Origin of the sequence: Streptomyces sp. TRM68367 (assembly GCF_014495685.1) — a bacterium.
GTDB lineage: Bacteria > Actinomycetota > Actinomycetes > Streptomycetales > Streptomycetaceae > Streptomyces.
Window position 1 is genome coordinate 23,975 of record NZ_JACTVI010000027.1, and the last position, 22,590, is coordinate 46,564.

At 71.7% G+C, this 22,590-nt stretch carries 19 protein-coding genes; 6 read left to right on the forward strand and 13 right to left on the reverse strand.

The genetic code is table 11. From position 1 onward, the window contains the following. Positions 1-584: 584 nt before the first annotated feature. The 3 genes from typA to H8R17_RS19340 all read right to left on the reverse strand — a co-directional run bounded on the left by typA (position 585) and on the right by H8R17_RS19340 (position 5,435). Positions 585-2,501 carry a translational GTPase TypA gene (typA, locus tag H8R17_RS19330; RefSeq protein ID WP_187824456.1) on the reverse strand — a complete coding sequence of 639 codons (1,917 nt, stop codon included), beginning with the start codon at positions 2,499-2,501 and terminating at the stop codon, positions 585-587. Between the two features lie 261 nt (positions 2,502-2,762). Beyond that, entirely contained in the window at positions 2,763-2,945 is a 183-nt protein-coding gene (locus tag H8R17_RS19335) for a helix-turn-helix transcriptional regulator (RefSeq protein WP_223125230.1), read from the reverse strand. A gap of 129 nt (positions 2,946-3,074) precedes the next feature. Further along, positions 3,075-5,435, reverse strand: a complete 2,361-nt coding sequence (locus tag H8R17_RS19340) for an ABC transporter family substrate-binding protein (protein ID WP_187824457.1) — start codon at positions 5,433-5,435, stop codon at positions 3,075-3,077. A gap of 342 nt (positions 5,436-5,777) precedes the next feature. Between H8R17_RS19340 and H8R17_RS19345 the strand changes: the two genes are divergently transcribed. The 4 genes from H8R17_RS19345 to H8R17_RS19360 are packed head-to-tail and all read left to right on the forward strand — an operon-like array spanning position 5,778 to position 9,704. Next, positions 5,778-6,080: a hypothetical protein gene (locus tag H8R17_RS19345; protein WP_187824458.1), complete on the forward strand. Its 303-nt coding sequence runs from the start codon at positions 5,778-5,780 to the stop codon at positions 6,078-6,080. 42 nt (positions 6,081-6,122) lie between these two features. Next, complete coding sequence (locus tag H8R17_RS19350) at positions 6,123-6,959, forward strand: hypothetical protein (RefSeq protein ID WP_187824459.1); 837 nt, start codon at positions 6,123-6,125, stop codon at positions 6,957-6,959. 25 nt (positions 6,960-6,984) lie between these two features. Then, positions 6,985-8,931 (forward strand): fumarate reductase/succinate dehydrogenase flavoprotein subunit, encoded by a 1,947-nt coding sequence (locus H8R17_RS19355; protein ID WP_187824460.1) that lies wholly within the window; start codon positions 6,985-6,987, stop codon positions 8,929-8,931. Continuing rightward, positions 8,928-9,704: a succinate dehydrogenase/fumarate reductase iron-sulfur subunit gene (locus H8R17_RS19360; protein ID WP_187824461.1), complete on the forward strand. Its 777-nt coding sequence runs from the start codon at positions 8,928-8,930 to the stop codon at positions 9,702-9,704. The genes H8R17_RS19355 and H8R17_RS19360 overlap by 4 nt, the downstream gene beginning before the upstream one ends. On the opposite strand, the gene H8R17_RS19365 is transcribed toward H8R17_RS19360, so the two are convergent. After that, entirely contained in the window at positions 9,679-9,801 is a 123-nt protein-coding gene (locus tag H8R17_RS19365) for a hypothetical protein (RefSeq protein WP_399476951.1), read from the reverse strand. The genes H8R17_RS19360 and H8R17_RS19365 overlap by 26 nt on opposite strands. 44 nt (positions 9,802-9,845) lie before the next feature. After that, the gene (locus tag H8R17_RS46955; RefSeq protein ID WP_262505364.1) at positions 9,846-9,977 is read right to left on the reverse strand and encodes a hypothetical protein; all 132 of its coding nucleotides are present in this window, start codon (positions 9,975-9,977) and stop codon (positions 9,846-9,848) included. Between the two features lie 167 nt (positions 9,978-10,144). Between H8R17_RS46955 and H8R17_RS19370 the strand changes: the two genes are divergently transcribed. After that, entirely contained in the window at positions 10,145-12,118 is a 1,974-nt protein-coding gene (locus H8R17_RS19370) for a hypothetical protein (protein WP_187824462.1), read from the forward strand. Positions 12,119-12,179: 61 nt separating this feature from the next. Here the strand turns inward: H8R17_RS19370 and H8R17_RS19375 are convergent, their stop codons facing one another. The 7 genes from H8R17_RS19375 to H8R17_RS19405 all read right to left on the reverse strand — a co-directional run bounded on the left by H8R17_RS19375 (position 12,180) and on the right by H8R17_RS19405 (position 19,569). Next, a complete protein-coding gene (locus tag H8R17_RS19375) occupies positions 12,180-12,746 on the reverse strand; it encodes a GNAT family N-acetyltransferase (protein ID WP_187824463.1) in 567 nt (188 codons plus the stop codon). Positions 12,747-12,777: 31 nt separating this feature from the next. Then, positions 12,778-15,453 (reverse strand): SpoIIE family protein phosphatase, encoded by a 2,676-nt coding sequence (locus H8R17_RS19380; RefSeq protein ID WP_399476954.1) that lies wholly within the window; start codon positions 15,451-15,453, stop codon positions 12,778-12,780. Positions 15,454-15,819: 366 nt separating this feature from the next. Next, the gene (locus H8R17_RS19385) at positions 15,820-16,251 is read right to left on the reverse strand and encodes an ATP-binding protein (RefSeq protein WP_187824465.1); all 432 of its coding nucleotides are present in this window, start codon (positions 16,249-16,251) and stop codon (positions 15,820-15,822) included. Positions 16,252-16,386: 135 nt separating this feature from the next. Next, positions 16,387-16,809, reverse strand: coding sequence for a (deoxy)nucleoside triphosphate pyrophosphohydrolase (locus tag H8R17_RS19390; protein WP_187824466.1), 423 nt, complete (start codon positions 16,807-16,809; stop codon positions 16,387-16,389). Positions 16,810-16,956: 147 nt separating this feature from the next. After that, positions 16,957-17,151: an SPOR domain-containing protein gene (locus tag H8R17_RS19395; protein WP_187824467.1), complete on the reverse strand. Its 195-nt coding sequence runs from the start codon at positions 17,149-17,151 to the stop codon at positions 16,957-16,959. A gap of 354 nt (positions 17,152-17,505) precedes the next feature. Continuing rightward, positions 17,506-18,258 (reverse strand): GntR family transcriptional regulator, encoded by a 753-nt coding sequence (locus H8R17_RS19400; RefSeq protein WP_187824468.1) that lies wholly within the window; start codon positions 18,256-18,258, stop codon positions 17,506-17,508. 147 nt (positions 18,259-18,405) lie between these two features. Beyond that, complete coding sequence (locus H8R17_RS19405; RefSeq protein ID WP_316959451.1) at positions 18,406-19,569, reverse strand: DUF4190 domain-containing protein; 1,164 nt, start codon at positions 19,567-19,569, stop codon at positions 18,406-18,408. An 87-nt stretch (positions 19,570-19,656) separates the two neighbouring features. On the opposite strand from H8R17_RS19405, the gene H8R17_RS19410 reads away from it, so the two are divergent. Then, positions 19,657-20,877, forward strand: coding sequence for a serpin family protein (locus H8R17_RS19410; protein WP_187824470.1), 1,221 nt, complete (start codon positions 19,657-19,659; stop codon positions 20,875-20,877). A 7-nt stretch (positions 20,878-20,884) separates the two neighbouring features. Here H8R17_RS19410 and H8R17_RS19415 read toward each other — a convergent pair whose 3' ends face one another. Next, on the reverse strand, positions 20,885-22,438 hold the full coding sequence (locus H8R17_RS19415) for a S8 family peptidase (protein WP_187824471.1): 1,554 nt from the start codon (positions 22,436-22,438) through the stop codon (positions 20,885-20,887). Between the last annotated feature and the right edge of the window lie 152 nt (positions 22,439-22,590).

Consider the following 22,590-nt stretch of genomic DNA (forward strand, 5'->3'; position numbering starts at 1 on the left):
TCGCCGGTACCGGAGTTGATCAGGTGCCCCCGCGCCCGTGAGTCGGCGCCGACCTGACGGCGCATGACCCGTTCATCCGAGCTCTACGCGCCTAACTATCTGCCATGCACCATGACCGAACCACACCGCTAAGGTCTCGGTTCGATCACACCTCGCGCCAACTTCTTCCAAAATCCGGACAAAGGGTTTGCCGAAAGATCCCTGCGAAACGGACTTGTTACACATCTATCGGGAGTGACCGTCCGCATTCCGGACGCCCGGGAGGGAAAATGTGATTGCGCTCTATCGTGCTCGCCGGGCAGGCTGCCCACAGCACTGTCACGCCTTCATTACGCCCATGCGTCAGGGCCGTTGAGGGCGGGCGCGCGAGCGGTGCACGGCCGGATCGGCGACGGCACAGCGGATTCACAGCAGGGTAGTGGGAGCGCGGCGGCCCGAAGACCCCCTACGGCCAAATCGAGGGTTTTCCCCATCCCCTTGTCCCTGCGGCCCACTTGCGGTCCCCCTTGCGGTCCCGCACTACGACCGCACCGGGCACCCCGCCCCAGCGGAGTACCCGGTGCCGTGGTCGAGCGGAAGGCGCCTCAGGCGTGCTTGGCGCGGCTCGCGGCGCGGGCGCGCTCGCGCGCGTCCAGGTTGACCTTGCGGATGCGCACCGCCTCCGGCGTCACCTCGACGCACTCGTCGTCGCGGCAGAACTCCAGGGACTGCTCCAGGGACAGCTTGCGCGGCGGGACGATCGACTCGGTCACATCGGCCGTGGACGACCGCATGTTGGTGAGCTTCTTCTCCTTGGTGATGTTGACGTCCATGTCGTCGGAGCGGGAGTTCTCGCCGACGATCATGCCCTCGTACACCTCGGTGCCCGGCTCCGTGAACAGCACGCCGCGCTCCTGAAGGTTCGTCATGGCGAAGGCCGTGACGGCGCCGGAGCGGTCGGCGACCAGGGAGCCGTTGTTACGGGTCTGCAGCGGGCCGAACCACGGCTCGAAGCCCTCGTGGATGGAGTGGGCGATGCCCGTGCCGCGGGTCTGCGTCAGGAACTCCGTACGGAATCCGATGAGACCGCGCGACGGCACGACGAACTCCATCCGCACCCAGCCGGAGCCGTGGTTGGACATGTTGTCCATCCGGCCCTTGCGGATGCCCATGAGCTGCGTGACCGCGCCCATGTGCTCCTCGGGCACGTCGACCGTCATGCGCTCGACCGGCTCGTACACCTTGCCGTCGACCTCCCGGGTGACGACCTGCGGCTTGCCGACGGTCAGCTCGTAGCCCTCGCGGCGCATGGTCTCGACGAGGATGGCCAGCGCCAGCTCGCCGCGGCCCTGCACCTCCCAGGCGTCCGGCCGCCCGGCGTCGAGGACGCGCAGGGAGACGTTGCCGATCAGCTCGCGGTCGAGGCGGTCCTTGACCTGGCGGGCGGTGACCTTGCGGTCCTTGACGGCCGCCTTGTTGTCGGCGCCCTTGCCGGTGGCGCCGCGGCCGACCAGCGGGGAGGTGTTGGTGCCGATGGTCATGGAGATCGCGGGCTCGTCGACCGTGATCAGCGGCAGCGGGACCGGGTTCTCCGAGTCGGCGAGCGTCTCGCCGATCATGATGTCCGGGATGCCGGCGACGGCGCAGATGTCACCGGGGCCGGCCTTCTCGGCGGGCTTGCGCGTGAGCGCCTCGGTCATCATCAGCTCGCTGATCCGCACGCTCTGCACGGACCCGTCGCGCTTCATCCAGGCGACAGTCTGACCCTTCTTCAGCTCGCCCTGGTGGACGCGCAGCAGGGCGATACGGCCGAGGAAGTTGTCGGCGTCGAGGTTGGTGACGTGGGCCTGGAGCGGGGCGGTCTCGTCGTAGGTCGGGGCCGGGATGTGCTCCAGGATGGTGGAGAAGAACGGCTGCAGGCTGGTGGAGTCGGTCGGGACCGTGCCGTCCTCGGGCTTGGTGAGCGACGCGATGCCGTCACGGCCACACGCGTAGACGATCGGGAACTCGATCTGCTCCTCGTCGGCGTCCAGGTCGAGGAAGAGGTCGTACGTCTCGTTGACGACCTCGTCGATCCGGGCGTCCGGACGGTCCGTCTTGTTGATGCACAGGATGATCGGCAGCCGGGCCTGGAGCGCCTTGCGCAGCACGAACCGGGTCTGCGGCAGCGGGCCCTCGGAGGCGTCGACGAGCAGGACCACGCCGTCGACCATCGACAGACCGCGCTCGACCTCGCCGCCGAAGTCGGCGTGGCCGGGGGTGTCGATGATGTTGATGGTGATCGGATCCCCGCCGTCCTTGGGGTGGTACTTCACCGCCGTGTTCTTGGCGAGGATCGTGATGCCCTTCTCACGCTCCAGGTCGTTCGAGTCCATCATGCGGTCGTCGACCTGGTCGAGCTGGTGCGCGGCGAAGGCGCCGGCCTGCTTGAGCATTCCGTCGACGATGGTGGTCTTGCCGTGGTCGACGTGGGCGACGATGGCGACGTTACGAATGTCGTGACGCGTTGAGGTCACAGGCATGATGCGGCGTACTCCCGGAGTGGTGAGGAATGCCCTGCGCTGACGTCGGTGTTTGCGCGGGCCCTGCCGGGCGGAACATGCCACGGCCTCACCCCATGGTACGGGTGCGCTGCCGCTTGGGCTCGGCCGGGGACGTCGGTGCAGGTGGGGGGTGCTTTGAGGGTGCCCGGCGTTGGCCTGGGCGCTTCTGGGGGCTGGCAGCCCCCAGACCCCCCGCTCGTCGGGGTCAGGCGCTCTTGGCCTGGGGCGACAACTCCACCTTCAGTTCGAGTCCCAGGGCGCCCGGGCGAGGCGGTCGAGGACGGGGATCGTCGGTACGGTACCGCCGCTCTCGAACCGCGCCACGGCCGACTGGGTCATGCCCGCCCTGCGGCCGAGTTCGTGCGGTGAAAGCCCGAGGTCCTGCCGCTGTTTCCGCACCGCCTCGCCGAGCGCGAAGCGCAATCGTGCCGCCGTCTAGCGCAGGCGGGCCGCCCAAGGCCGACCGTGCGCCGGTTCACCCGATCGTGCGGCCGGCCGCCGCTCCGCGTCGTTGCGAAGCGGCGGCCGGCGGGGGGCGCGGGCGGTCGGGCCCTACCCTTCCGACGGGCTCGCCGACGGCTTCGCGCCCTTCTTCAGGAAGCCCATGTCCTCGTAGACCGGGGTCTGGAAGCCGAAGGCGCCGGTGTTGGCGAGGGTCTTTCGCGCGGCGATGAGCTGGGGGCGCTGGTAGAGGGGGATCGAGCCGGCCGCCGCCCAGATACGGGAGTCGGCCTTGCGGATCAGGGAGCGGGACTCGTGCTCGTCGAGCGTGCCGATCGCCTGGTCGAAGAGCTGGTCGACCTGGTCCGTGCCGACGCGGGTGTAGTTCTGCTCGACGTTCAGGGAGCCGTCGGCGGCCGGGACCGGCTTGGCGTAGATCGGGCGGGCGTCGGTGGCGGGGAAGGCGGACGCGGGCCAGGAGTACAGGGCGAGGTCGTACTGGCCGGACGCGATGTGGTCCTTGAAGTAGCTCTCGTCGGCGACCTTGGAGATCTCGGTGCCGATACCGACCCGCTTCAGCATGCGTGCGATGCGGTCGGCCACGGTGCGCAGGTTCTGCGAACCGTCCCCCGAGGGCAGTACGAAGCGGAGGGTCAGCGGCTTGCCGTCCTTGGCGAGCGGCCGGTCCACGGCGCCGGCCGGTGCGGCGGTCCCCTTGGGGGCGTACGCGCCGGGCGCACCGCCCTGCGCCTTGCGCTGCTCGCCGGTGTGCTGGTTCGGCTTCTTCTCCCGGTCCGCCTCGCGAGGCGCGCCTCCGGCCGCCTTGCCGTCGCCGCTCGCCTCGCCGCCGCTGCCCTCGCTGCCGCCGTCGCCGGTGCTCTCGCTGCCGCTGCCGCCGTCGCCAGTGCTCTCGCTGCCGCTTTCGCCGCTGCCGTCGCCGTCGTCCTCGCCGACGATGTACGTCCCGTCGTCGCCGCCCCCTGACTCCTCCTCGGACTTCCCGGAGCCCTTCTCCGAGCCCTTGCCCTTGCCGGTCTTCTCGCCCTCGGCGCCGGCCGCTTCCTCCTTCTTCTGCTCCTTGATCGGCCCGCCCCGCACCCACCCGGCGTCCGCAAGCAGCGCCCGCGCCTCCTTGGTGTCCTGGCCGCCGAGCGCGCCGCTGTTGTCGGCGTAGGCGGCCTGGCCGGAGAGCGCGAGGTGGCTGCCGACCGGCACCGCCGGCAGACCCAGCGGCTTCAGCACCGCCTCGGCCAGTTTCTTGCGGTCGAGGGCGCGGGCCACGGCCCGGCGGACCCGCTCGTCGGCGAGCGGACCGTCGGCGCCGTTGAGGGCGAGCTGGGTGTAGGCCGGCTCCAGCGACTTGCGGACCTCGAAGCCGCGCAGGGGTTGCGGCTTACGCTCGTGCGGAGAACTCGCGGAGCCCAAGGAGTCCTGGGAGCCTTTCGGATCCGCGGAGCCACCGGAGCTCTCGGAGCTCTGAGAGCCCTGTGAGCTCTCGGAGCTCTCGGAGCTCTCGGAGCTCTCGGAGCTCTCGGAGCTGCTCTGGGGTCCCTGGCTGCCGCTGGGCCCTGTGGACCTTCCGCGGCCCTCCGGCCCGGCCGCCACCGAGATGCGCCGTGCCGCCGCCGGGTCGATCTCCGCCAGGTCGATCGTGCCCTTGGCCAGCTCCGCCGACCGCTTGTCACGCGGCACCGCCCGCAGCACGATCCGCGACAGCTTCGCCGGATCACCCCACCAGCGCGGATTGCGGACGAGGGTGATCTCGTCGTCCGTGCGGTCGACCTTCTTCAGGGTGAAGGGACCGGCGGTGACCTTGAGCTTCCGGCGCGCCCCCTCGTTGAAGGAGTCCGGCGTGCCCATGACGTCCTTCGGGTACAGGGGCGAGAACAGCGACCGCCAGTCGGTGTACGGGCGCCTGAAGGTGACCTTGACCTCCAGGTCGCCCTTGCCGCGCTCGATCCGCTCGATGCGGTCGTAGCCGGCGTTGCGGGCGGTCCAGTAGGCGGTGTCCTTGCCGGACAGGGCGCGCCACTGGGCGGCGAAGTCGGCGGCGCCGATCTCCCGGCCGTCGCTCCACACGGCCTGCTGGTTGAGCTTGTACAGCACGACCTGCTTGGGCTCGGTCTCGACGACCTCTGCGGACTCCAGGAAGTCGGGGTTGCGCCCGGGGCGCCCGGCGGCGTCCAGGCGGTACATCGACGGCAGCACGGCCTGGGCGACGCGGGTGGTGGTCGCGTCGGCGTCCGACTGGAAGGTGTTCAGGGTGTCGGGCACGGAGTCCACGGCCCAGCGCAGGGTGCCGCCGTCCGCGACCAGGGAGCGGGCGGCCGGCGCGATGTCCTGCCCGGCCAGCGGCTTGCCGGCCGGATCCTCGGACCCGCACGCGGTCAGCGCGGGCGCGGCGAGCGCCCCCGCGGTCAGAAAGGCAACCGAGCGCATGACCGCGCGCAGTCGGACGCCGTTGTGGGACATCACTGCGTACCTCCGGGAGCCGCGTCACCGATGGAGAGGGTTTATGATCACGTTTGGGGGCTTTTGGAGCTGATCAGATCTACGGCACACTGAAGAGGAAAGGGTTCAGCAACCCACGGCGACACGGCGGCACGCTGCGGGAACCCCACCCGCACGGCCCAACAAAATCGCACATGCGAGCACCTGTCGAACACTCTCAGCCCGTCCGGCACTCGTACACACCAACAGACACCAGCCAATCGGTGCACACGCCTTCCCACCGGCAGGTGTGACGCGCAACACTCGCAGGCGCATGAGCGTTGCCGCCTTGGGCCCAAGGACCCGCGGAAGTGAGGGCAAGTCATGTCCGTGCACGACGACCTGACATCAGTCCAGCGCAGCCTCGACGACCTGTTCCGGTCGGTGGGGCGCCTGGAGAAGCAGATCGGCAGCGGCGGCCTGGAGATGCGCCGCGTCCGCGCCGACATCAACCACCTGCGCGAAAGCGTCGAGCTGCTGCGCGAGGCGGCCGGCGAACCCGGCGAAAAGCCCGCCGCGCCCAAGCGCCCCGACCTCGTCACCATCCCCGACACGCCGTACGACCCGTCGCTGTGGACGGACTCGGACGACGAGGGACTCGGCGCCCGCGACCGCCGCGCACCCTGAGCCGAGGGCGAACCGATCCCCCAACGACGCGGGAGTCAAGAGTTGGCCACTGGTACCGAACCTCCAGCCACCGAACCCCATCCCACCAGCGGCGGCGTACGGACCGCCACGCGCGCCGCGATCACCGCCCCGCACCTGCGGACCGACCGCTGGTGGCTGGCGCCCGCCGCCACCGCGGCCGGTCTGCTCGCTTTCATCGTCTACTCGACCTGGCGGGCCTTCGCCGACGCCGACTACTACGCCGCGCCGTACGTCTCGCCGTTCTACTCCCCCTGCCTGGCGGAGCGCTGCGAGCCCATGCGCGCCGGGCCCAACTGGGAGATCTTCGGCAGCTGGTGGGGCATCTCCCCCGCGATCATCATCCTGATCTTCCCGCTCGGCTTCCGCCTGACCTGCTACTACTACCGCAAGGCCTACTACCGGGGCTTCTGGGCCTCGCCTCCGGCCTGCGCGGTGGCCGAGCCGCACAGGAAGTACACCGGCGAGACCCGCTTCCCGCTGGTCCTGCAGAACATCCACCGGTACTTCTTCTACGCGGCGATCCTCGTCGCCGCCATCCTGACCTACGACACCGTGCTGGCCTTCCGCGACGAGAACTACGAGTGGGGCCACATGGGCCTCGGCACGCTCGTGTTCCTCGCGAACATCGTGCTGATCTGGGCTTACACGCTGTCCTGCCACTCGTGCCGGCACATCGTCGGCGGCAAGCTCAAGAGCTTCTCCAAGCATCCCGTGCGCTACCGGATGTGGCAGTGGGTGGGCAAGCTCAACGCCCGGCACATGCTGCTCGCCTGGGCGTCGCTGGTGAGCGTGGCGCTCGCCGACTTCTACGTCTATCTCGTGGCGTCCGGTGTCTTCGACGATCCGCGCTTCTTCTGATGAGTCCGATGAGTGAGGCCTTTTGATGTCCGTGGTCGACCGGCAGGAATGGGACGTCGTCGTGGTCGGCGCCGGCGGAGCCGGGCTGCGCGCCGCCATCGAGGCGCGCGAGCGCGGCGCCCGTACGGCCGTGATCTGCAAGTCGCTGTTCGGCAAGGCGCACACGGTGATGGCCGAGGGCGGCATCGCGGCGGCAATGGCGAACGCCAACGAGAACGACACCTGGCAGGTCCACTTCCGCGACACCCTGCGCGGCGGCAAGTTCCTCAACCAATGGCGGATGGCGGAGCTGCACGCACAGGAGGCACCGGACCGGGTGTGGGAGCTGGAGACCTGGGGCGCGCTGTTCGACCGGACCAAGGACGGGCGGATCTCGCAGCGCAACTTCGGCGGCCACGAGTACCCGCGCCTCGCGCACGTCGGCGACCGGACCGGCCTGGAGCTGATCCGCACGCTCCAGCAGAAGATCGTCGCGCTCCAGCAGGAGGACTTCAAGGAGACCGGGGACTACGAGTCCCGGCTGAAGGTCTTCCAGGAGTGCACGGTCACGCGGGTGCTGAAAGACGGGGGCAAGGTCAGCGGGGTCTTCGGGTACGCGCGCGAGTCCGGCCGTTTCTTCGTCCTCGAGGCGCCCGCCGTGGTGATCGCGACGGGCGGCATCGGCAAGTCCTTCAAGGTGACGTCGAACTCGTGGGAGTACACCGGCGACGGGCACGCGCTGGCGCTGCTGGCCGGGGCGCCCCTGCTGAACATGGAGTTCGTGCAGTTCCACCCGACGGGCATGGTCTGGCCGCCGTCGGTGAAGGGCATCCTCGTCACCGAGTCGGTGCGCGGCGACGGGGGCGTGCTGCGCAACTCCGACGGCAAGCGGTTCATGTTCGACTACATCCCGGACGTCTTCAAGGAGAAGTACGCCGAGACGGAGGACGAGGCCGACCGCTGGTACGAGGACCCCGACAACAACCGGCGTCCGCCCGAGCTGCTCCCCCGGGACGAGGTCGCGCGGGCGATCAACACGGAGGTGAAGGAAGGGCGCGGCTCGCCGCACGGCGGGGTCTTCCTGGATGTCTCGACGCGGATGCCGGCCGAGGTGATCAAACGGCGGCTGCCATCGATGTACCACCAGTTCAAGGAGCTGGCCGACGTCGACATCACCGCGGAGGCGATGGAGGTCGGGCCCACCTGCCACTACGTGATGGGCGGCATCGCGGTCGAGTCCGACACGGCCGCCGCCCGCGGGGTGCCGGGGCTGTACGCGGCCGGTGAGGTCGCGGGCGGCATGCACGGCTCCAACCGGCTGGGCGGCAACTCGCTGTCCGACCTGCTGGTGTTCGGGCGCCGGGCGGGCTGGCACGCGGCCGAGTACGCGACGGCCGCGGGCGGGGAACGGCCCCGGGTGGACGACGTACAGGTCGACTCGGCGGCGGCGGAGGCACTGCGGCCCTTCTCGGCCGAGGCCGGGGTGGAGGGCGAGCGGCCCGCCGAGGGCCCGCCGGAGAACCCGTACACCCTGCACCAGGAACTCCAGACGACGATGAACGACCTGGTCGGCATCATCCGCCGCGAGACCGAGATGAAGCAGGCCCTGGAGAAGCTGGCCGAGCTGCGGGTCCGGGCGCGGCGGGCCGGGGTCGAGGGGCACCGGCAGTTCAACCCGGGCTGGCACCTCGCGCTGGACCTCAGGAACATGCTGCTGGTCAGCGAGTGCGTGGCCCGGGCCGCGCTGGAGCGCACCGAGTCGCGCGGCGGGCACACCCGTGAAGACCATCCGTCGATGGACCGCAAGTGGCGCCGGATCAACCTGCTGTGCGCCCTGACCGACCCCACGGCCGGGCTGGCGGCGACGTATTCCGTCCGCGGCCAGATCGCCCTGGAACGCGAGACCACCGAACCCATCCGCGCCGACCTGCTCGCCCTCTTCGACAAGGAAGAGCTGGTCAAGTACCTCGCCGAAGAGGAGCTGTACGAGTGAGCAGCTACGAGGCCCGCTTCAAGGTGTGGCGGGGCGATGTGCAGGGCGGCGGCCTGGAGGACTTCAGGGTCGAGGTGAACGACGGCGAGGTGGTGCTCGACATCATCCACCGCCTCCAGGCCACCCAGGCCCCCGACCTCGCCGTGCGCTGGAACTGCAAGGCCGGCAAGTGCGGTTCGTGCTCGGCGGAGATCAACGGCCACCCCCGGCTGCTGTGCATGACGCGCATGTCGGTCTTCGACCGGGACGAGACGATCACCGTGACGCCGCTGCGCGCCTTCCCGGTCGTACGGGATCTCGTCACGGACGTCGGCTTCAACTACACCAAGGCCAGGGAGGTGCCGTCCTTCGTGCCGCCGGCCGGGGTCGGTCCCGGCGAGTACCGGATGATGCAGGAGGACGTGGACCGGTCGCAGGAGTTCCGCAAGTGCATCGAGTGCTTCCTGTGCCAGGACACCTGCCATGTGGTGCGCGACCACGAGGAGAACAAGCAGGCGTTCGCGGGCCCGCGGTTCCTGATGCGGGTGGCCGAGCTGGACATGCACCCGCTGGACGCGGCGGCGGAGGAGGGGCTCGACCGCAAGACCACCGCCCAGGACGAGCACGGGCTCGGCTACTGCAACATCACCAAGTGCTGCACGGAGGTCTGCCCCGAGGGCATCAAGATCACGGACAACGCGCTGATCCCGCTGAAGGAACGGGCCGTCGACCGTAAGTACGACCCGCTGGTGTGGCTCGGCTCGAAGATCAGGAGGCGTTCCTCAGCCGGCTGAGCGCCTCCTGGAGGTTGTGCTCGGCGCGCAGGGCTTCGTAGTGCCTGCCGAAGCGCAGGCGCAGGAACACGTGCTCCTGCTCCACGTCGAAGTACATCAGTCCCTCGATGTCGATCAGGGCCGGATGCCCGTCGGGCGTGATCAGGACGTGGTCGGCTTCTCGGTGTCGCCGCGCAGGCGCTCCACGGCATCGAGCGTGCGCCGCGGGCCGACGGCCGCGCGGGCCAGCGCTGCCCGGGCGTCGCGGGTGAGCGTCCTGCGGGTGGCGGTCACGAACCCGGTCTCCTCGGCTGTCGGCGGCGGCCCCGGACCGGCCACCGTACGCCCACCACGACCGGAAGGTCCCCCGCTCGCGCCACGCCATTCCTGCTCATACGCTCCGAAATGTGACATCTCCCTCGTCCCGGAGCCGACCGCGGCGGGCCGACTCGCATATATCCGTGCGAGTGGCGCATGCCGTGCTGGGCGCTGCCGTCGGGGCGGCGTGGCTAGTGCTGCCCGCGGTGACGGAGGCGGTGGATGCGCCGGCGCCGGTCACGGGGGCCGGGCCGGTCGCGAGCGCGACGACGAACGCGCAGGACGAGACCTCCCCCGTCGACCTCATCCTCCCGGTCGCCACGCTGGGTGTGGTGGGTGTGCTGGCGGCGTACGCGTACGTACGGCGCACCCGACGGGCCCGGATCCGTACGACACCGGGCGGAGCGCCGGCCGGGCCGCCGGCGCACGGGCCTGCCGCCCTCCGTGAACTGGACGAACGGACGCGGCGGTTGCTGGTCCAGGCGGACGACTGCGTGCGCGCGAGCCGGGAGGAACTCGCCTTCGCCGAGGCCCGGTCCGGTACGGCGGCCGTGGAGCCCTTCGCGCGGGCCCTGCGAGAGGCCGAGGGTGAGCTGGCGGCGGCGTTCGGGATGCGGCAGCGGTACGACGAGGGGGTCCCCGCGGAGGAGTCGGCCCGGCGGCAGGCGCTCGCGGGGATCGTCGGGCGGTGCCAGGAGGCGGGGCGGCGGCTGGACGCGGCGGCGGCCGGGTTCGACGCGATGCGCGGGCTGGAGCAGGGGGAGGGCGTCCGGGAGGCGCTGGCGCTCGCGGAGGCGCGGTTCCGGGAGCTGACGGCGCGGACGGGGAGCGCGGAGGGTGTGCTGGCGGAGCTGGCCGAACGGTACGGGCCGTCGGCGAGCACCCCGGTCACCGGCTATGCCGAACAGGCCAAGGACCGCCTGGTGTTCGCCACGGCCCGGCTCAACGACGCCCACCAGTCCGCAGACGCCGCCGACCACCTCCGCGCCGCCGCCCGCCTGCGCACCGCCGAGTCCGCCATCGCCCAGACAGCCACCTTCGTCCACGCCATCGAACGCCTCGCGACCGAACTGTCCGAGGCGACGGAACTGATACCGGCCGCGTTGACCGGGGCGGAGGTGGAGGTGGCGGGGGCGCGGGAGCGGTTGGCGTGGGCGGTAGAGGTGGCGGCGGCCGGGGCTTCGGGGGTGGTGCTGGAGGGGGGCGGGTCCGCGGGGGCGGGGGTGGCGGGCTCGGCTGAGGAGACGGTGGGAGGCGGCGCAGGGGTGGCTGGTGCGGCGGAGAAGACGACGGCAGGCGGAGCGGGGGTAGCGGGTGCGGCTGAGGCACCGGTCGGAGGCGACGGAGGCGTGCCGGGCGCGGCTGACGAGACGCTTGGAGGCGACGGAGGCGTGCCGGGTACGGCGCGGGAGGCGGTCGAGGGCAGCCGGGGTTTGCGGGGTCCGGCGCCCGTGGCGGGGGCGGATCAGGGGACGGCGAGAGGCGCGGCGGGGATGACCGGCCCAGCTCCGGGAGCCGTCGAGGGCAGTCGGAGTATGCCGGGTCCGGCGGCCGTGGCGGGGGCGGTGGATGTGCCCCTGGGTGAGTTGCGGGCGCGGGTGGTGCATGCCGACTTCGCGCTGGGAAGCGTGCGGGAGGAGGTCGTCGGTGGGGTGTACGACCCGCTCGATGTGCTGCGGCGGATTGTGCGGGCGGTGGAGCCGCTGGCCACGGGGCGGGCCGCGGTGGTGCCGGTCGCCGGGGTGCTCGTCGCCCGGAGCGCCGTTGCCGCCGCGTCCGACTACGTCACGACCCATCGGGGCGCGGTGGGGGCCACGGCCCGTACGCGGCTGGCGGAGGCACAGCGACTGCTCGGCACCGAGCCGGTCGAGGCGTCCACCGCCGACGCCCTCGCCCGGCAGGCCCGCGAGCTGGCCGAACAGGACGTACGGCTGCACGGCACCCCGGTCGTGGGCCCGGCCGAGCACGCGAGCGGCATCGGCGGGGCCGTCCTCGGCGGCATCCTCCTGACCGGAACGCCGACGGACGGCGGGCCGGCCGCGTCCGGCTCCCTCGCACCGCCTTCCTACGGCGGCCCGGACACCCGGACCCGCCGGGGAACACCTCCGCCGCACTGAGCCCTGCGGCCCTGTCGCCCGGAAGCCCCGCACCCGGCCCGCATGGCCTCCCCCTGCCGCCCTACGCATGCCGCACATGCAGATGCCCCTGCGCCGGATACGCGGGCGGGGCGGGCGGGAGCAGGTCGGTCAAGTCGTAGCCCGTCTTGCGGGCCACACTGCATGAGGCCGTGTTGTCCGCCTGGTGCAGGAGGGTGAGGCGGGTCAGGCCGGACGCGGCGAAGGTGGTGAACGCCCAGTCGGTCAGGGTGTGCAGGGCGCGGGTGGCCACGCCGCGGCCTCGGGCGTGGGCGGCTGTCCAGTAGCCGACCTCGGCGGACTCGGCGCCCGGCGTGACGTCCTTGAGGATCACGTGTCCCGCCAGCCGTCCGCCGTTCTCCCCGTCCCCGTGCGGTTCCACGACCGCGAACGCGTACTGGTGTCCCGACTCCCAGCCCCGCCGCTGCTCGCGCAGCCACCGCGCAGCGCCCGCCTCGTCGTCCACGGCCCCGGTGATCCAGCGCCGCAGGGTCGCGTCCCGGTGCAGCGCGGCCAGTTCGGCGGCGTCCTGCGGAGTCCAGGGGCGCAGGGTGAGGGCCGGCGCGGTCGCAGTGGCGGGCGCGTGCAGGCGCGCGGTGATCGGGGACATCGGAAGATGCTGTTGCGGGAGCCGTGCCGAGTCAGAACAGGCTCAGCAGGGCCTCCGCCGGATCCGTGAGGGTGCGGTCGCCGCCCGGGAGCGGGAGTTCGAACCACACCGTCTTGCCGCGCGGCGTACGGCGTGAGCCCCACGCCGCGCTGAGCAGGCCGACCAGTTGGAGCCCACGGCCGCCCTCGTCCGTGTCGCGGGCGCGGCGGCGGCGCGGCTGGACCAGCCCCGAGTCCCATACCTCGCAGACGAGCGTGCGGTCGAGCAGCAGACGCACTCTGATCTCGCCCTCGCCGTACCGCAGCGCGTTGGTCACCAGCTCGCTGACCAGCAACTCCGTGGTGTCGACCAGCTCTTCCATGTCCCAGCTGAGCAGCTGGGCCCGGGCGTACTCACGGGCCCGGCCCACGCTGCGCGGCTCGCGCAGCAGGGTCCAGTCGCCGACGGACTCGGCGGGCAGCCCTTGTACGCGTGCCATCAGCAATGCGATGTCGTCCTCGCCGTGGTGGGTGTCGAGGGTGTTGAGGACGTGGTCGCAGACGTCCTCCAGTGGGTGCGCCGGGTCCCTCAGCGCCCCCACCAAGGCATCCAGGCCCTCATCGATGGACTGGTCGCGGCTTTCGACCAGTCCATCCGTGTAGAGCGCGAGCAGGGCGCTTTCGGGAAGTTCGACCTCGACCTCCTCGAAGGGCTCCCCGCCGACGCCGAGCGGCATGCCCGGCGGCACGTCGAGCATCAGCGCCGGCTCGCCGGGTTCGACCAGCACGGGCGGCAGATGGCCCGCGTTGGCGAAGGTGCAGCGCCTGGTGACGGAGTCGTAGACGGCGTACACGCAGGTCGCGAGGTACACCTCGGACAGGTCCGCCTCGCGGGGCCGGCGGGCCGCCCGCGTCGCCTGCTGGACACCGCCCGGCGCGCCGAGACCGCGCGCGATCTCGTCCAACTGGGACAGCACCTCGGCCGGTTCGAGGTCGAGCTGCGCCAGCGTGCGGACCGCCGTACGGAGTTCGCCCATGGCGACGGCGGCGCGCAGGCCGCGGCCCATGACGTCGCCGACGACCAACGCGGTGCGGTGACCGGGCAGTTCGATCACGTCGAACCAGTCGCCGCCGACCTCGCTGGGACGGCCCGTGTTCGCGTTGCCGGGCAGGTAGCGGCAGGCGATGTCGAGGCCGGAGGCCTCCGGGTCGCCGGGCGGGAGCAGGGACCGTTGCAGTATCAGCGCGCGCTCGTGCTCGCGCCGGTACAGGCGGGCGTTGTCGATGCAGACGGCGGCCCGCGCGGCGAGCTCCACGGCCAGGGCGCGGTCCCGCTCCCCGAACGGCTCACTGCCCTTCGTCCGGGCGAACTGCACCAGTCCTACGACCGTGTCATGGGCGACCATCGGCACGGCGAGCGTGGACTGCACGAGGCCGCCGTCCTCGCCGGAGACGTTGCGCGGGCGGGCGGTGCGCAGGGCGTCCGCGCAGGGCGAGTTGAACGGGTAGTGGTGGACCGCGCCCACCGCGACGGGCTCGCCTGCACCGGCGAAGGGCACGTCGCAGACGGCGCTGGCGAAGGCGACCCGGCGCAGTTCCGCGCTGCCGTCGGCGAGGCCCGGCGGGGTCTCGTCGCCCACCAGGAGCCCCTGGTAGAGGTCGACGGTGGCCAGGTCGCAGAAGCCGGGCACGACGACGTCGAGGAGTTCGCGTGCGGTGGTCTCCAGGTCGAGGGAGTTGCCGATCCGGGCGCCGGCCTCGTTGAGGAGGGCGAGATTGCGCCGCGCGGCGGCGGCCTCGCGGGCGGCGGCGCGGCGACGGGTGACGTCGTTTCCGAGCCAGGCGACGCCGATGGGGCGGCCGGAACCGCTGTGCACGCGGTAGAGGTTGACGGACCAGTGGCGGCGGTCGTCCCTGCCCGGCAGGTAGCCGGTGATGTTCATGTCCGTGATGGACTCGCCGGTCTCCAGCACCCGGCGCAGGGTCGCGGCGACCCGTTCGGCCTCGCTGCGCGGCAGGTAGTCGTGGACGCCCCGGCCGCGGTGGTCGTCGGGGGTGCCGCCGAAGGTGGAGGCGAACCGCTGGTTGACGCGGCGGACCCGCAGGTCGGGGTCGATCAGCAGGAAGCCGAAGGGAGATTGGCCGAATATCGACTGCGCGGCGGCGAGGTCGGTCTCGATGCCGCGCAGGGTGCGTACGTCCACGACGATGCAGACGGCGGCCTTCTCGCCCTCCTCGGTGCGCGTCGGCATGACGTACACCTCGGCCAGCCCCTCCTGCCCGCGCTCTCCCCCAAGCTCTCGGTTTCGCTCTGGCAGGGAGGCACCCCCACCGGCGGAGTCCGGGATCCGGAAGGGGACCACGCCGGTCCACTCCCGGCCGTCGAGGATCTCGGCCATCTTCCGCTGGCCCTGTTCGCGCAGGTCGGGGTCGATGAACGCCTCGATGGGGTCCATGCCGACGGCGTGTTCGGCGGGGATGCCGAAGAGCTGCTCGGCGCGCAGGCTCCACTGGTCGACGAGCCCGTCCGGGCCGATGGAGAAGGAGGCGACCTTGATGTAGTCGTAGATGGAGCCGGGCGGACTGCTCTGCCACATGCTGTCCCCGGGCGGCACACCCTCGCCGGGAAGAGCACCCGCGGCGTCGGAAGCGGGGCCGCTGTCGCCCCTCGACCTCGCGCCGTCCGACGGGTCCTCGGACTCCGTGGCCTTCGCTGGTATCTCGCTCACGCGAACCGTCCCCTCCAGCTCACCGCGTCCGGCACCGGTCACCGGGGGCGGCTGCCCGCAGTATCCAGCACTACGGTGCCGCACAACACGGTGTTCACGATCACAGCACGGTCCCGATGGTTTTTGGACCGGGCCGCAAGAACACTTCCAGTCTTCTAACCAGGGGACACGTCGTCGAATCACGCACCCGGTCAACCGTTGCCGGCCCGACCCGGAGGCTGGACACGATTGTTACGGCTGCACAAGGACACGGTGCCGCCGCGAGGCGGGTTCACCATCGATCGGCACCGATGGGCGGGCGGCTCGGCGCAGGGCCGGATCGGCCGGATACCGGTGGGTCGCCTTCCGCCGGATACCGGGGCGGCTTCAGCCGGGTACCGCGAGTTCGAACCACACCGTCTTGCCCGTGTGGCCGGGGCGGGTGCCCCAGCGGCGGGACGAGGAGGCGACCAGTTGCAGACCGCGGCCGCTCTCGTCGTCGGGACGGGCGTGGCGCTCGCGGGGCGGGTCGGGGAGGGAGTCGGAGACCTCGACCAGCAGGACGCCGTTCAGGTCCGAGGGGCGGACCAGACGGACGCCGATGGGGCCGATGGCATGCCGCAGGGAGTTGGTCACCAGCTCGCTGACCAGCAGGGTCGTGATGTCACCGACACTGTCCAGGCCCCAGTGGCGCAGCTGGCCGCGGACGGCGGCGCGGGCGGTGCGCACGGCGCCGGGGTCCGCGGGAAAGGTCCATTCGGCGCAGTCGTCTTCGGTGTCGATCACGCCGATCACTTCCCAGGCAAGCAGCCCACCCATGTCTGGTTTCGTGGGGTTAATGGGCACATACCCGATATCCGGGGTGCAGTACCGCCCGGAGCGGCGCACTGTGGCACGAACGGCGTACGGGTGCCCTCGGTGGATGGCCCGTACGGCGCGCTCCCCTGGCGGGCCTCACGCGCCGGCCGTTCCTCCGAGAGTGAGGCCGAGGTGGATCAGGGTGTCGCGGACGGCCGGGACGTCCTGGTCGAGCCAGTCCACGTCCCAGATCTCGTCGGGGGTGAGCCAGCGCAGGGCGTCGTGGTCCTCCAGCGGCTCGGGGGCGGCGGAGCCGGGGAGGAGGCGGGCGGTCCAGACGTGCAGGACGTACGGCGGCTTCAGGGGCCACTCGCCGGGTACGCGGTCGCCGGCCTCGGCCTCGACGCCGAGTTCCTCGCGCAGTTCCCGGACGACCGCGAGCTCGGGCGCCTCGCCCTCCTCGACCTTGCCGCCGGGCAGCTCCCAGCGGCCGGCGAGGTCGGCGGGGGCGCTGCGGCGGGCGGCGAGCAGGCGTCCACGGTGGTGTACGGCGGCGCCGACGACGATTCGCTTGAGCATGCCGGGAGGGTAACGGTGAGCAAGCCCCCGCCCCCGAACCCCGACCACTGCCCGACTCGACCAGCCAGGAGCTCGCTGCCTCCGGGGGCTCCGCCCCGGACCCCGGCAGGGGCCTCGCCCCCTGCACCCCGCGACGGCGTCGGCCCGTCAGTTGTCCGTCGCCGCCGTGCCGTTCTGGCCGACCCGCTCCACCGAATACGTCTGCCGGTGTCCGCTGCTGTCGAGGCTGTCCGCTATCTTCTCGGCCTCGATGCGGGTCGCGTACCGGCCGACGCGGTAGCGATTGCCGTTGTCGTCCTGGCGAACGACGAGCCAGGGAAGAGTCACCGTGCTGTCGCTCATCGCGCCCCTCCACTCCCCGTCCGCGGCTCATGCCGTGCCCCACCCGCTAAGGAAACCGCAATGCGCATATGCCCGAGCCTACGCCTTACCTTCACGCACCGAATACGGCTTTTTACAAAGAGGTAGGCAACCGGCCAGCATTCAGCGGGCGTAAGGAATCGCGTGCACCCCTTCACGCGCCTGCGCTTCGGGGCGGCGACATGCCGGAGACGGGCCAGGGCGACCCGCGGGAACGCCGGTGAGAACGGCCGGATCAGTGCGGCCGTGGGGTGAGGGAGGAAAGCAGGAACAGCGGGCGGGCCCGCGCGCAGCGTGCGCTATGTCACTTCGCGGGCCGCCGTCGCGCGGAGCGCACTACTTCACCGGCAAGTGATACGACACCCGGTACCGGTCCGCCGGGATCACCACGTCCGCCGTCTCTACGGGGCGGCCGGAGGCGTAGAACGTGCGCTGGACGACCAGGACGACATGGCCGGGGACGCCGCCGAGGAGGAGGAGTTCCTCTGCGAGGCCGGGGCGGGCGCCGGCCTCCTCGGTGACGTTGTCGACGATCACGTCGATGGCGCGCATGCGCTCGACGACGCCCATGCCGCCGAGCGGACCCTCCTCGGGCAGCATCACGGGCGTACGGCCGGTCACGGCGAGCGGCTCCCAGGACGTGGAGAGCATCATCGCCTCGCCGGCCTCCCGGAAGAGATACTTCGTGCACATCACCGGGTCACCGGCCTGGATCCCGAGCCGCTCGGCGATGGCACCGCTGGCCTCGGCCTGATCGCTGCTGGACTCCCACGTGCCGCGCACGGCGGCGTCCGCCTGCTCCTGCCGGAAGGGCGTGGCGCCGCTGGACGGGCGGTAGCCGGAGCGGGCGATCCGGCGGGGCACGGGCAGCTCGCGCACGTACGTCCCGGAACCGGAGCGGCCCTCGACCAGCCCCTCGGCCATGAGCACCTTGCGCGCCTCCAGGGCGACGGTGTCCGAGACGCCGTACTCCTCTCGGATTCTGGCCTGCGAGGGGAGCCGGGTGTGCGGGGGCAGCAGACCGTCAACGATCTTCTTGCGGAGATCATCCGCGACACGCAGGTACGCCGGCTGCTCACCGAATGTCACTGGCCGCTCCCATCAGGTTGTACAGACAGCAACAGCGTGGCAACGGTAGGTTGTGCCAAGCAAGCAAAGGCCAGAGAATCACCCGATGTGATGACTTGAGGCCGCAGAGGGCTTTACCCAGGCACTTTCTCCCCGCTATGGCCTCGCTCACACCTCGGCACCGGAGTCTCCGCCTCCGCTCTCACCGCTCTCCTCGTAGGCCGGCGGCGTGGTGGCCAGGCCCAGAGCCTTGCGTGCGGTGACCGACCTCTGGGGAGTGATGAGGTCGTAGGCCTTGTCGTAGTGCTCGTAGAAGGTGTCGACGTCGGGGGACTTGGCGGCCCGCGCCCACTCCTGGCGCGCCTTGTCCAGGCCGGCGGCCAGGTCCGAGACCGGCCGCTCGGCGCCGGCGGGCCAGCGGTGCCCGCGCAGCATCCGGGTCTGCTCGGCGAGCGCCGCCGAGACCCGCCCGGCCCAGGCCCGGTGGCCCCCGAGGTCGTCCTCGACGTACTCGGTGTCGGGCGCCGACTCCAGCGCGGCGTTCTGGACGCGCTCGGCCTTGAGGTAGGCGACCTGGTCGCCGTCGAGCGTCGTCCCGTCCTCGCGCAGCGAGCCGGTCAGGTGGCCCGACTCGTTCGCGTTGCCGAACACACAGGTGATCGCGCGGTCGCCCAGGGTCCAGGTCTCGCGGCTCGGCAGCAGGTAGTAGACCTCCGCCTCCTTCGGTACGGCCCAGGTGTCCATGGCGTAGGTGTCCTGGAGCGCGTAGCAGCGCTCGTCGGCGGTGTCCGCGACCGACCTGTCGCCCGGGAAGCGGCCGTCGGAGAGCTTGACGACGGCGAACACCTCCCCGTCGTGCGCGCCGCCGCACGGCACCCGGTCGACGTCGTACGTGTCCCCCTCCATGCCGCCCGGCGAGTCGAAGCACTCGCCCTTGCGCAGCGTCAGGCTCTCGTTGCCGCGCACGGCGTCCCTGAGCCCGTCCCAGGCGTCCGCCACGACGCCCGTGGACAGCGACACCACCCACAGGGCGAGTCCGGCCGAGGACAGCACGGACCCGGCGATCGCCATGCCCCGGCCGCGCTCGCCCTTCCGCCGGATCTGGCGCAGCGCGATCAGTCCCAGCACGAGCCCGGCGGCCGGCAGGAAGCACAGGAGCCCGAGGACGAGCGCCGCGATGGACACGCCGTTGACCGGCGGCGGGGCGCCGTACGTGCCGTTCGAGCCGTAGAGATACGGGCCGTACGGACCGGGTCCCTGGCCCCAGGGGCCGGGCGGCTGCCTGTGCGGGTGCTGGGGCTGGTGGGGCCCGGAGGGCGGAGGTATGGACACGGGTACCGTGCTCCTGGCTGAGGCGGGATCGGTGAAGAACCGGTGTGCGGCTGGGCGCATCGTAAGCGGACGGCACAGGGGGGCGGAATGCAGGTGACGAAAGCGACGATCCGGGCGGTGAACGCCCTGACCACCCGCTGGGCGGGGGAAGTTCGCCAGAGCACGGTCTTCTCGGCCGCCGGGGTCTGGCCGCTGCTCGCCCTTCTGGCCGACGGCGCGGCGGGCGCGGCACGGGCGGAGCTGACGGAGGCGGTCGGGCTGCCCGGCGGGCGGTCGGGCGGTCAGTCGGGGGCGGCGGCGCGGGAGTTGCTCGCCGCGCTGGACTCCGCACGCGGCCTGGACGCGGCCCTGGGACTGTGGACGAAGCGCACGCTGGAGCTGCGGGAGGCGTGGGCGGCCGGGCTGCCCGCCGACGCGCACGGCGTGCTCACCGGGGACGTGGCGGCCGACCGGGAGGCGTTGGACGCCTGGGCGGCCAAGCGGACCGGCGGACTCATCGAGCGCATGCCGGTACGGCTGACGAAGGACACCGAACTGGTGCTGGCGAGCGCGCTGGCGCTGCGGACGCGGTGGCTGCGGCCCTTCCACGAGGTGCCGTGGCAGCCGGCGGACGGGCCGTGGCGCGACCGCGTGCTGCGGGGCCTGCGCCGCAGAAGCGCACTCCTGGACCGGGTCGCCGTGGCGGACACACCGCACGGACAGGTCACCGAGCTGAAGGTGCTCGGCGACAACGCCGTGGACGTGCATCTGCTGCTCGGCGAGGAGGAGATGACGCCCGGCCAGGTGCTCGGCGCGGGGGTGGACCTCCTCGCGGGCAGCCACCCGGTCGTACCGGGCCCGCAGCTGCCGTGCGGAGACGCGGGCCCCGGCCTGCGGGTCGTCGAGGTGTCGAGCATGAGACCCGATCCGCCGACGCTGGACGTCAGGACCGTGGCGTACGACGTGGCGGCGGACCACGACCTGCTCAGGCAGCCGGAGTTGTTCGGCCTCACGTCCGCGAGCCAGGCCATCACCGGCCACTTTCCCGGCATCGCCGCCTTCCCCCTGTTCATCGAATCGGCCCGGCAGTCGGCGCTCGCCCGCTTCGGCGCCCGCGGCTTCGAGGCCGCCGCGGTGACGGTGTTCCCAGCAGCCGGCGCAGGCATACCGGAACTCCGCTACCGCACGACCGTCGTCGAGGCCACCTTCGGCCGGCCGTTCGGCTTCCTGGCGCTGCACCGTCACTCACGCCTCGTCCTCGCGGCGGGCTGGGTCACCGACCCGGAGCCCTTCCGCGAGGACGAGGACACCTACGCGGTGCGGGATTGACAGGGCGTCAGAACTGCAGCGCCCAGGCGTCGATCTTCCCGGTGTCCTGCCGCGCGTTGTCGCTGACCCGCAGCTTCCACGTGCCGCCCGCGGCCTCGGCGGAGGCGTTCACGGAGTACGTGGTGTCGATGTTGTCCGCGCTGCCGCCGGCGCCGTACGCCTTGAGCGTGTACGCCGTGCCGTCCGGGGCGATCAGCTGGACCCGGAGGTCGCCGATGTACGTGTGCTGGATGTGCACCTCGACCGCGAGCGACGCGGGCGCGTTGCCGGAGACGCCGGTGACGGCCAGCGGTGACTCGACCGTGGAGTTGTCGCTGATCGCGTAGTCCGCGGTGCTCTCGAAGCGCGGGCCGGGCGGGGTCGTCGTACCGCCGCCGACGTACAGCAGCCGGTTGGGCGAGCCGCTGCCCGGCCTGGTGACGACGCCGGTGGTGGCGGCGGCCGTCAGCGCGGAGGCGACCTGGGCGGGGGTGGCCGTGGGGTTGTCGGCCAGGTGGAGGGCGGCCGCTCCGGCCACGTGCGGGCTCGCCATCGACGTACCGGAGATGGTGTTGGTGGCCGTGTCGCTCGTGCGCCAGGCCGAGGTGATGGAGGAGCCCGGGGCGAACAGGTCCAGCGCCGAGCCGTAGTTGGAGTAGCTCGCCTTGGCGTCGCTCGATGTCGTGGCGCCGACAGTGATGGCCTCGGTGACGCGTGCGGGTGAGCGGGTGGCGGCGTTGACGGACTCGTTGCCGGCCGCGACGGCGAAGGTGACACCGGAGGCGATGGCATTGCGTACAGCGGTGTCGAGGGCGGTGTCCACGGGGCCGCCGAGGGACATGTTGGCGACGGCCGGCTTGACGGCGTTGCGGGCGACCCAGTCGATACCTGCGACGACCTGGGCCGTGGTGCCCTGACCGGAGTTGTTCAGCACGCGGACGCCGACGACCTTCGCCTGCTTGGCGACGCCGTAGGCGTTCCCGGCGACCGTGCCGGCGACGTGCGTGCCGTGGCCGTGGCCGTCCTGCGCGGTGTTGTCGTTGTCGATGGCGTCGTAGCCGTAGGAGGCGCGGCCGCCGAAGTCGCTGTGGGTGATGCGCACGCCGGTGTCGATGACGTACGCCGTCACGCCCTGCCCGGCGGTGTCCGGGTAGGTGTAGGAGTTGTCGCGCGGGAGGCTCCGCTGGTCGATGCGGTCCAGGCCCCAGGAGGGCGGGCTGGGCTGGGTGCCGGTGACGGTGAAGGTGCGGTTCTGGACGACGGAGGCGACGGCCGGGTCGGCGGCGAGACGTTTCGCCTCGGTCTCGGAGGCCTCGACGGCATAGCCGTTCAGGGCCTTGGTGTAGGTGCGCTCGATGTCGGCGCCGTACTTCTCGGCGAGGGCCCGGCCGCGCCCGGAGGCGGCCTGCTCGGTCCTGAGGGTGACGATGTAGCTGTCGGCGACGGCGTTCGCGGCGCCGTCGTACTGGATACGGCCTTCGGCCGCGTCGGCGGGGAGGGCGGAGACGAGGCCCGCGACGAGCGCCGCGGTGGTCACCGCGCCGAGTGCGGACAGTCTTCGGCGGGTGTGACGCAGTGCCATGAGGGATCCTCCTCAGTCGGTGGTGCACTGGCGGGGTGGTACACGCCCATCGGGAGCAGCCGAAGACATGGTCATGTCAATCGAAACGGCTCCTGTGCGTCAGCCGAAAGATTGAGGCCTTCACAGGAATTGCACAAGGGCCCTGCACGGAT

What these genes read in the sequence shown, in the direction of transcription:
- H8R17_RS19410 (WP_187824470.1), top strand. Translation starts at nt 19,657, where the DNA reads ATGCAGGTGACGAAAGCGACGATCCGGGCGGTGAACGCCCTGACCACC.
- H8R17_RS19340 (WP_187824457.1), bottom strand. Translation starts at nt 5,435, where the DNA reads ATGTCCCACAACGGCGTCCGACTGCGCGCGGTCATGCGCTCGGTTGCC.
- H8R17_RS19345 (WP_187824458.1), top strand. Translation starts at nt 5,778, where the DNA reads ATGTCCGTGCACGACGACCTGACATCAGTCCAGCGCAGCCTCGACGAC.
- H8R17_RS19355 (WP_187824460.1), top strand. Translation starts at nt 6,985, where the DNA reads ATGTCCGTGGTCGACCGGCAGGAATGGGACGTCGTCGTGGTCGGCGCC.
- H8R17_RS19365 (WP_399476951.1), bottom strand. Translation starts at nt 9,801, where the DNA reads ATGTACTTCGACGTGGAGCAGGAGCACGTGTTCCTGCGCCTGCGCTTC.
- H8R17_RS19385 (WP_187824465.1), bottom strand. Translation starts at nt 16,251, where the DNA reads ATGGGTGGGCTGCTTGCCTGGGAAGTGATCGGCGTGATCGACACCGAA.
- H8R17_RS19395 (WP_187824467.1), bottom strand. Translation starts at nt 17,151, where the DNA reads ATGAGCGACAGCACGGTGACTCTTCCCTGGCTCGTCGTTCGCCAGGAC.
- H8R17_RS19390 (WP_187824466.1), bottom strand. Translation starts at nt 16,809, where the DNA reads ATGCTCAAGCGAATCGTCGTCGGCGCCGCCGTACACCACCGTGGACGC.
- typA (WP_187824456.1), bottom strand. Translation starts at nt 2,501, where the DNA reads ATGCCTGTGACCTCAACGCGTCACGACATTCGTAACGTCGCCATCGTC.
- H8R17_RS19415 (WP_187824471.1), bottom strand. Translation starts at nt 22,438, where the DNA reads ATGGCACTGCGTCACACCCGCCGAAGACTGTCCGCACTCGGCGCGGTG.
- H8R17_RS19375 (WP_187824463.1), bottom strand. Translation starts at nt 12,746, where the DNA reads ATGTCCCCGATCACCGCGCGCCTGCACGCGCCCGCCACTGCGACCGCG.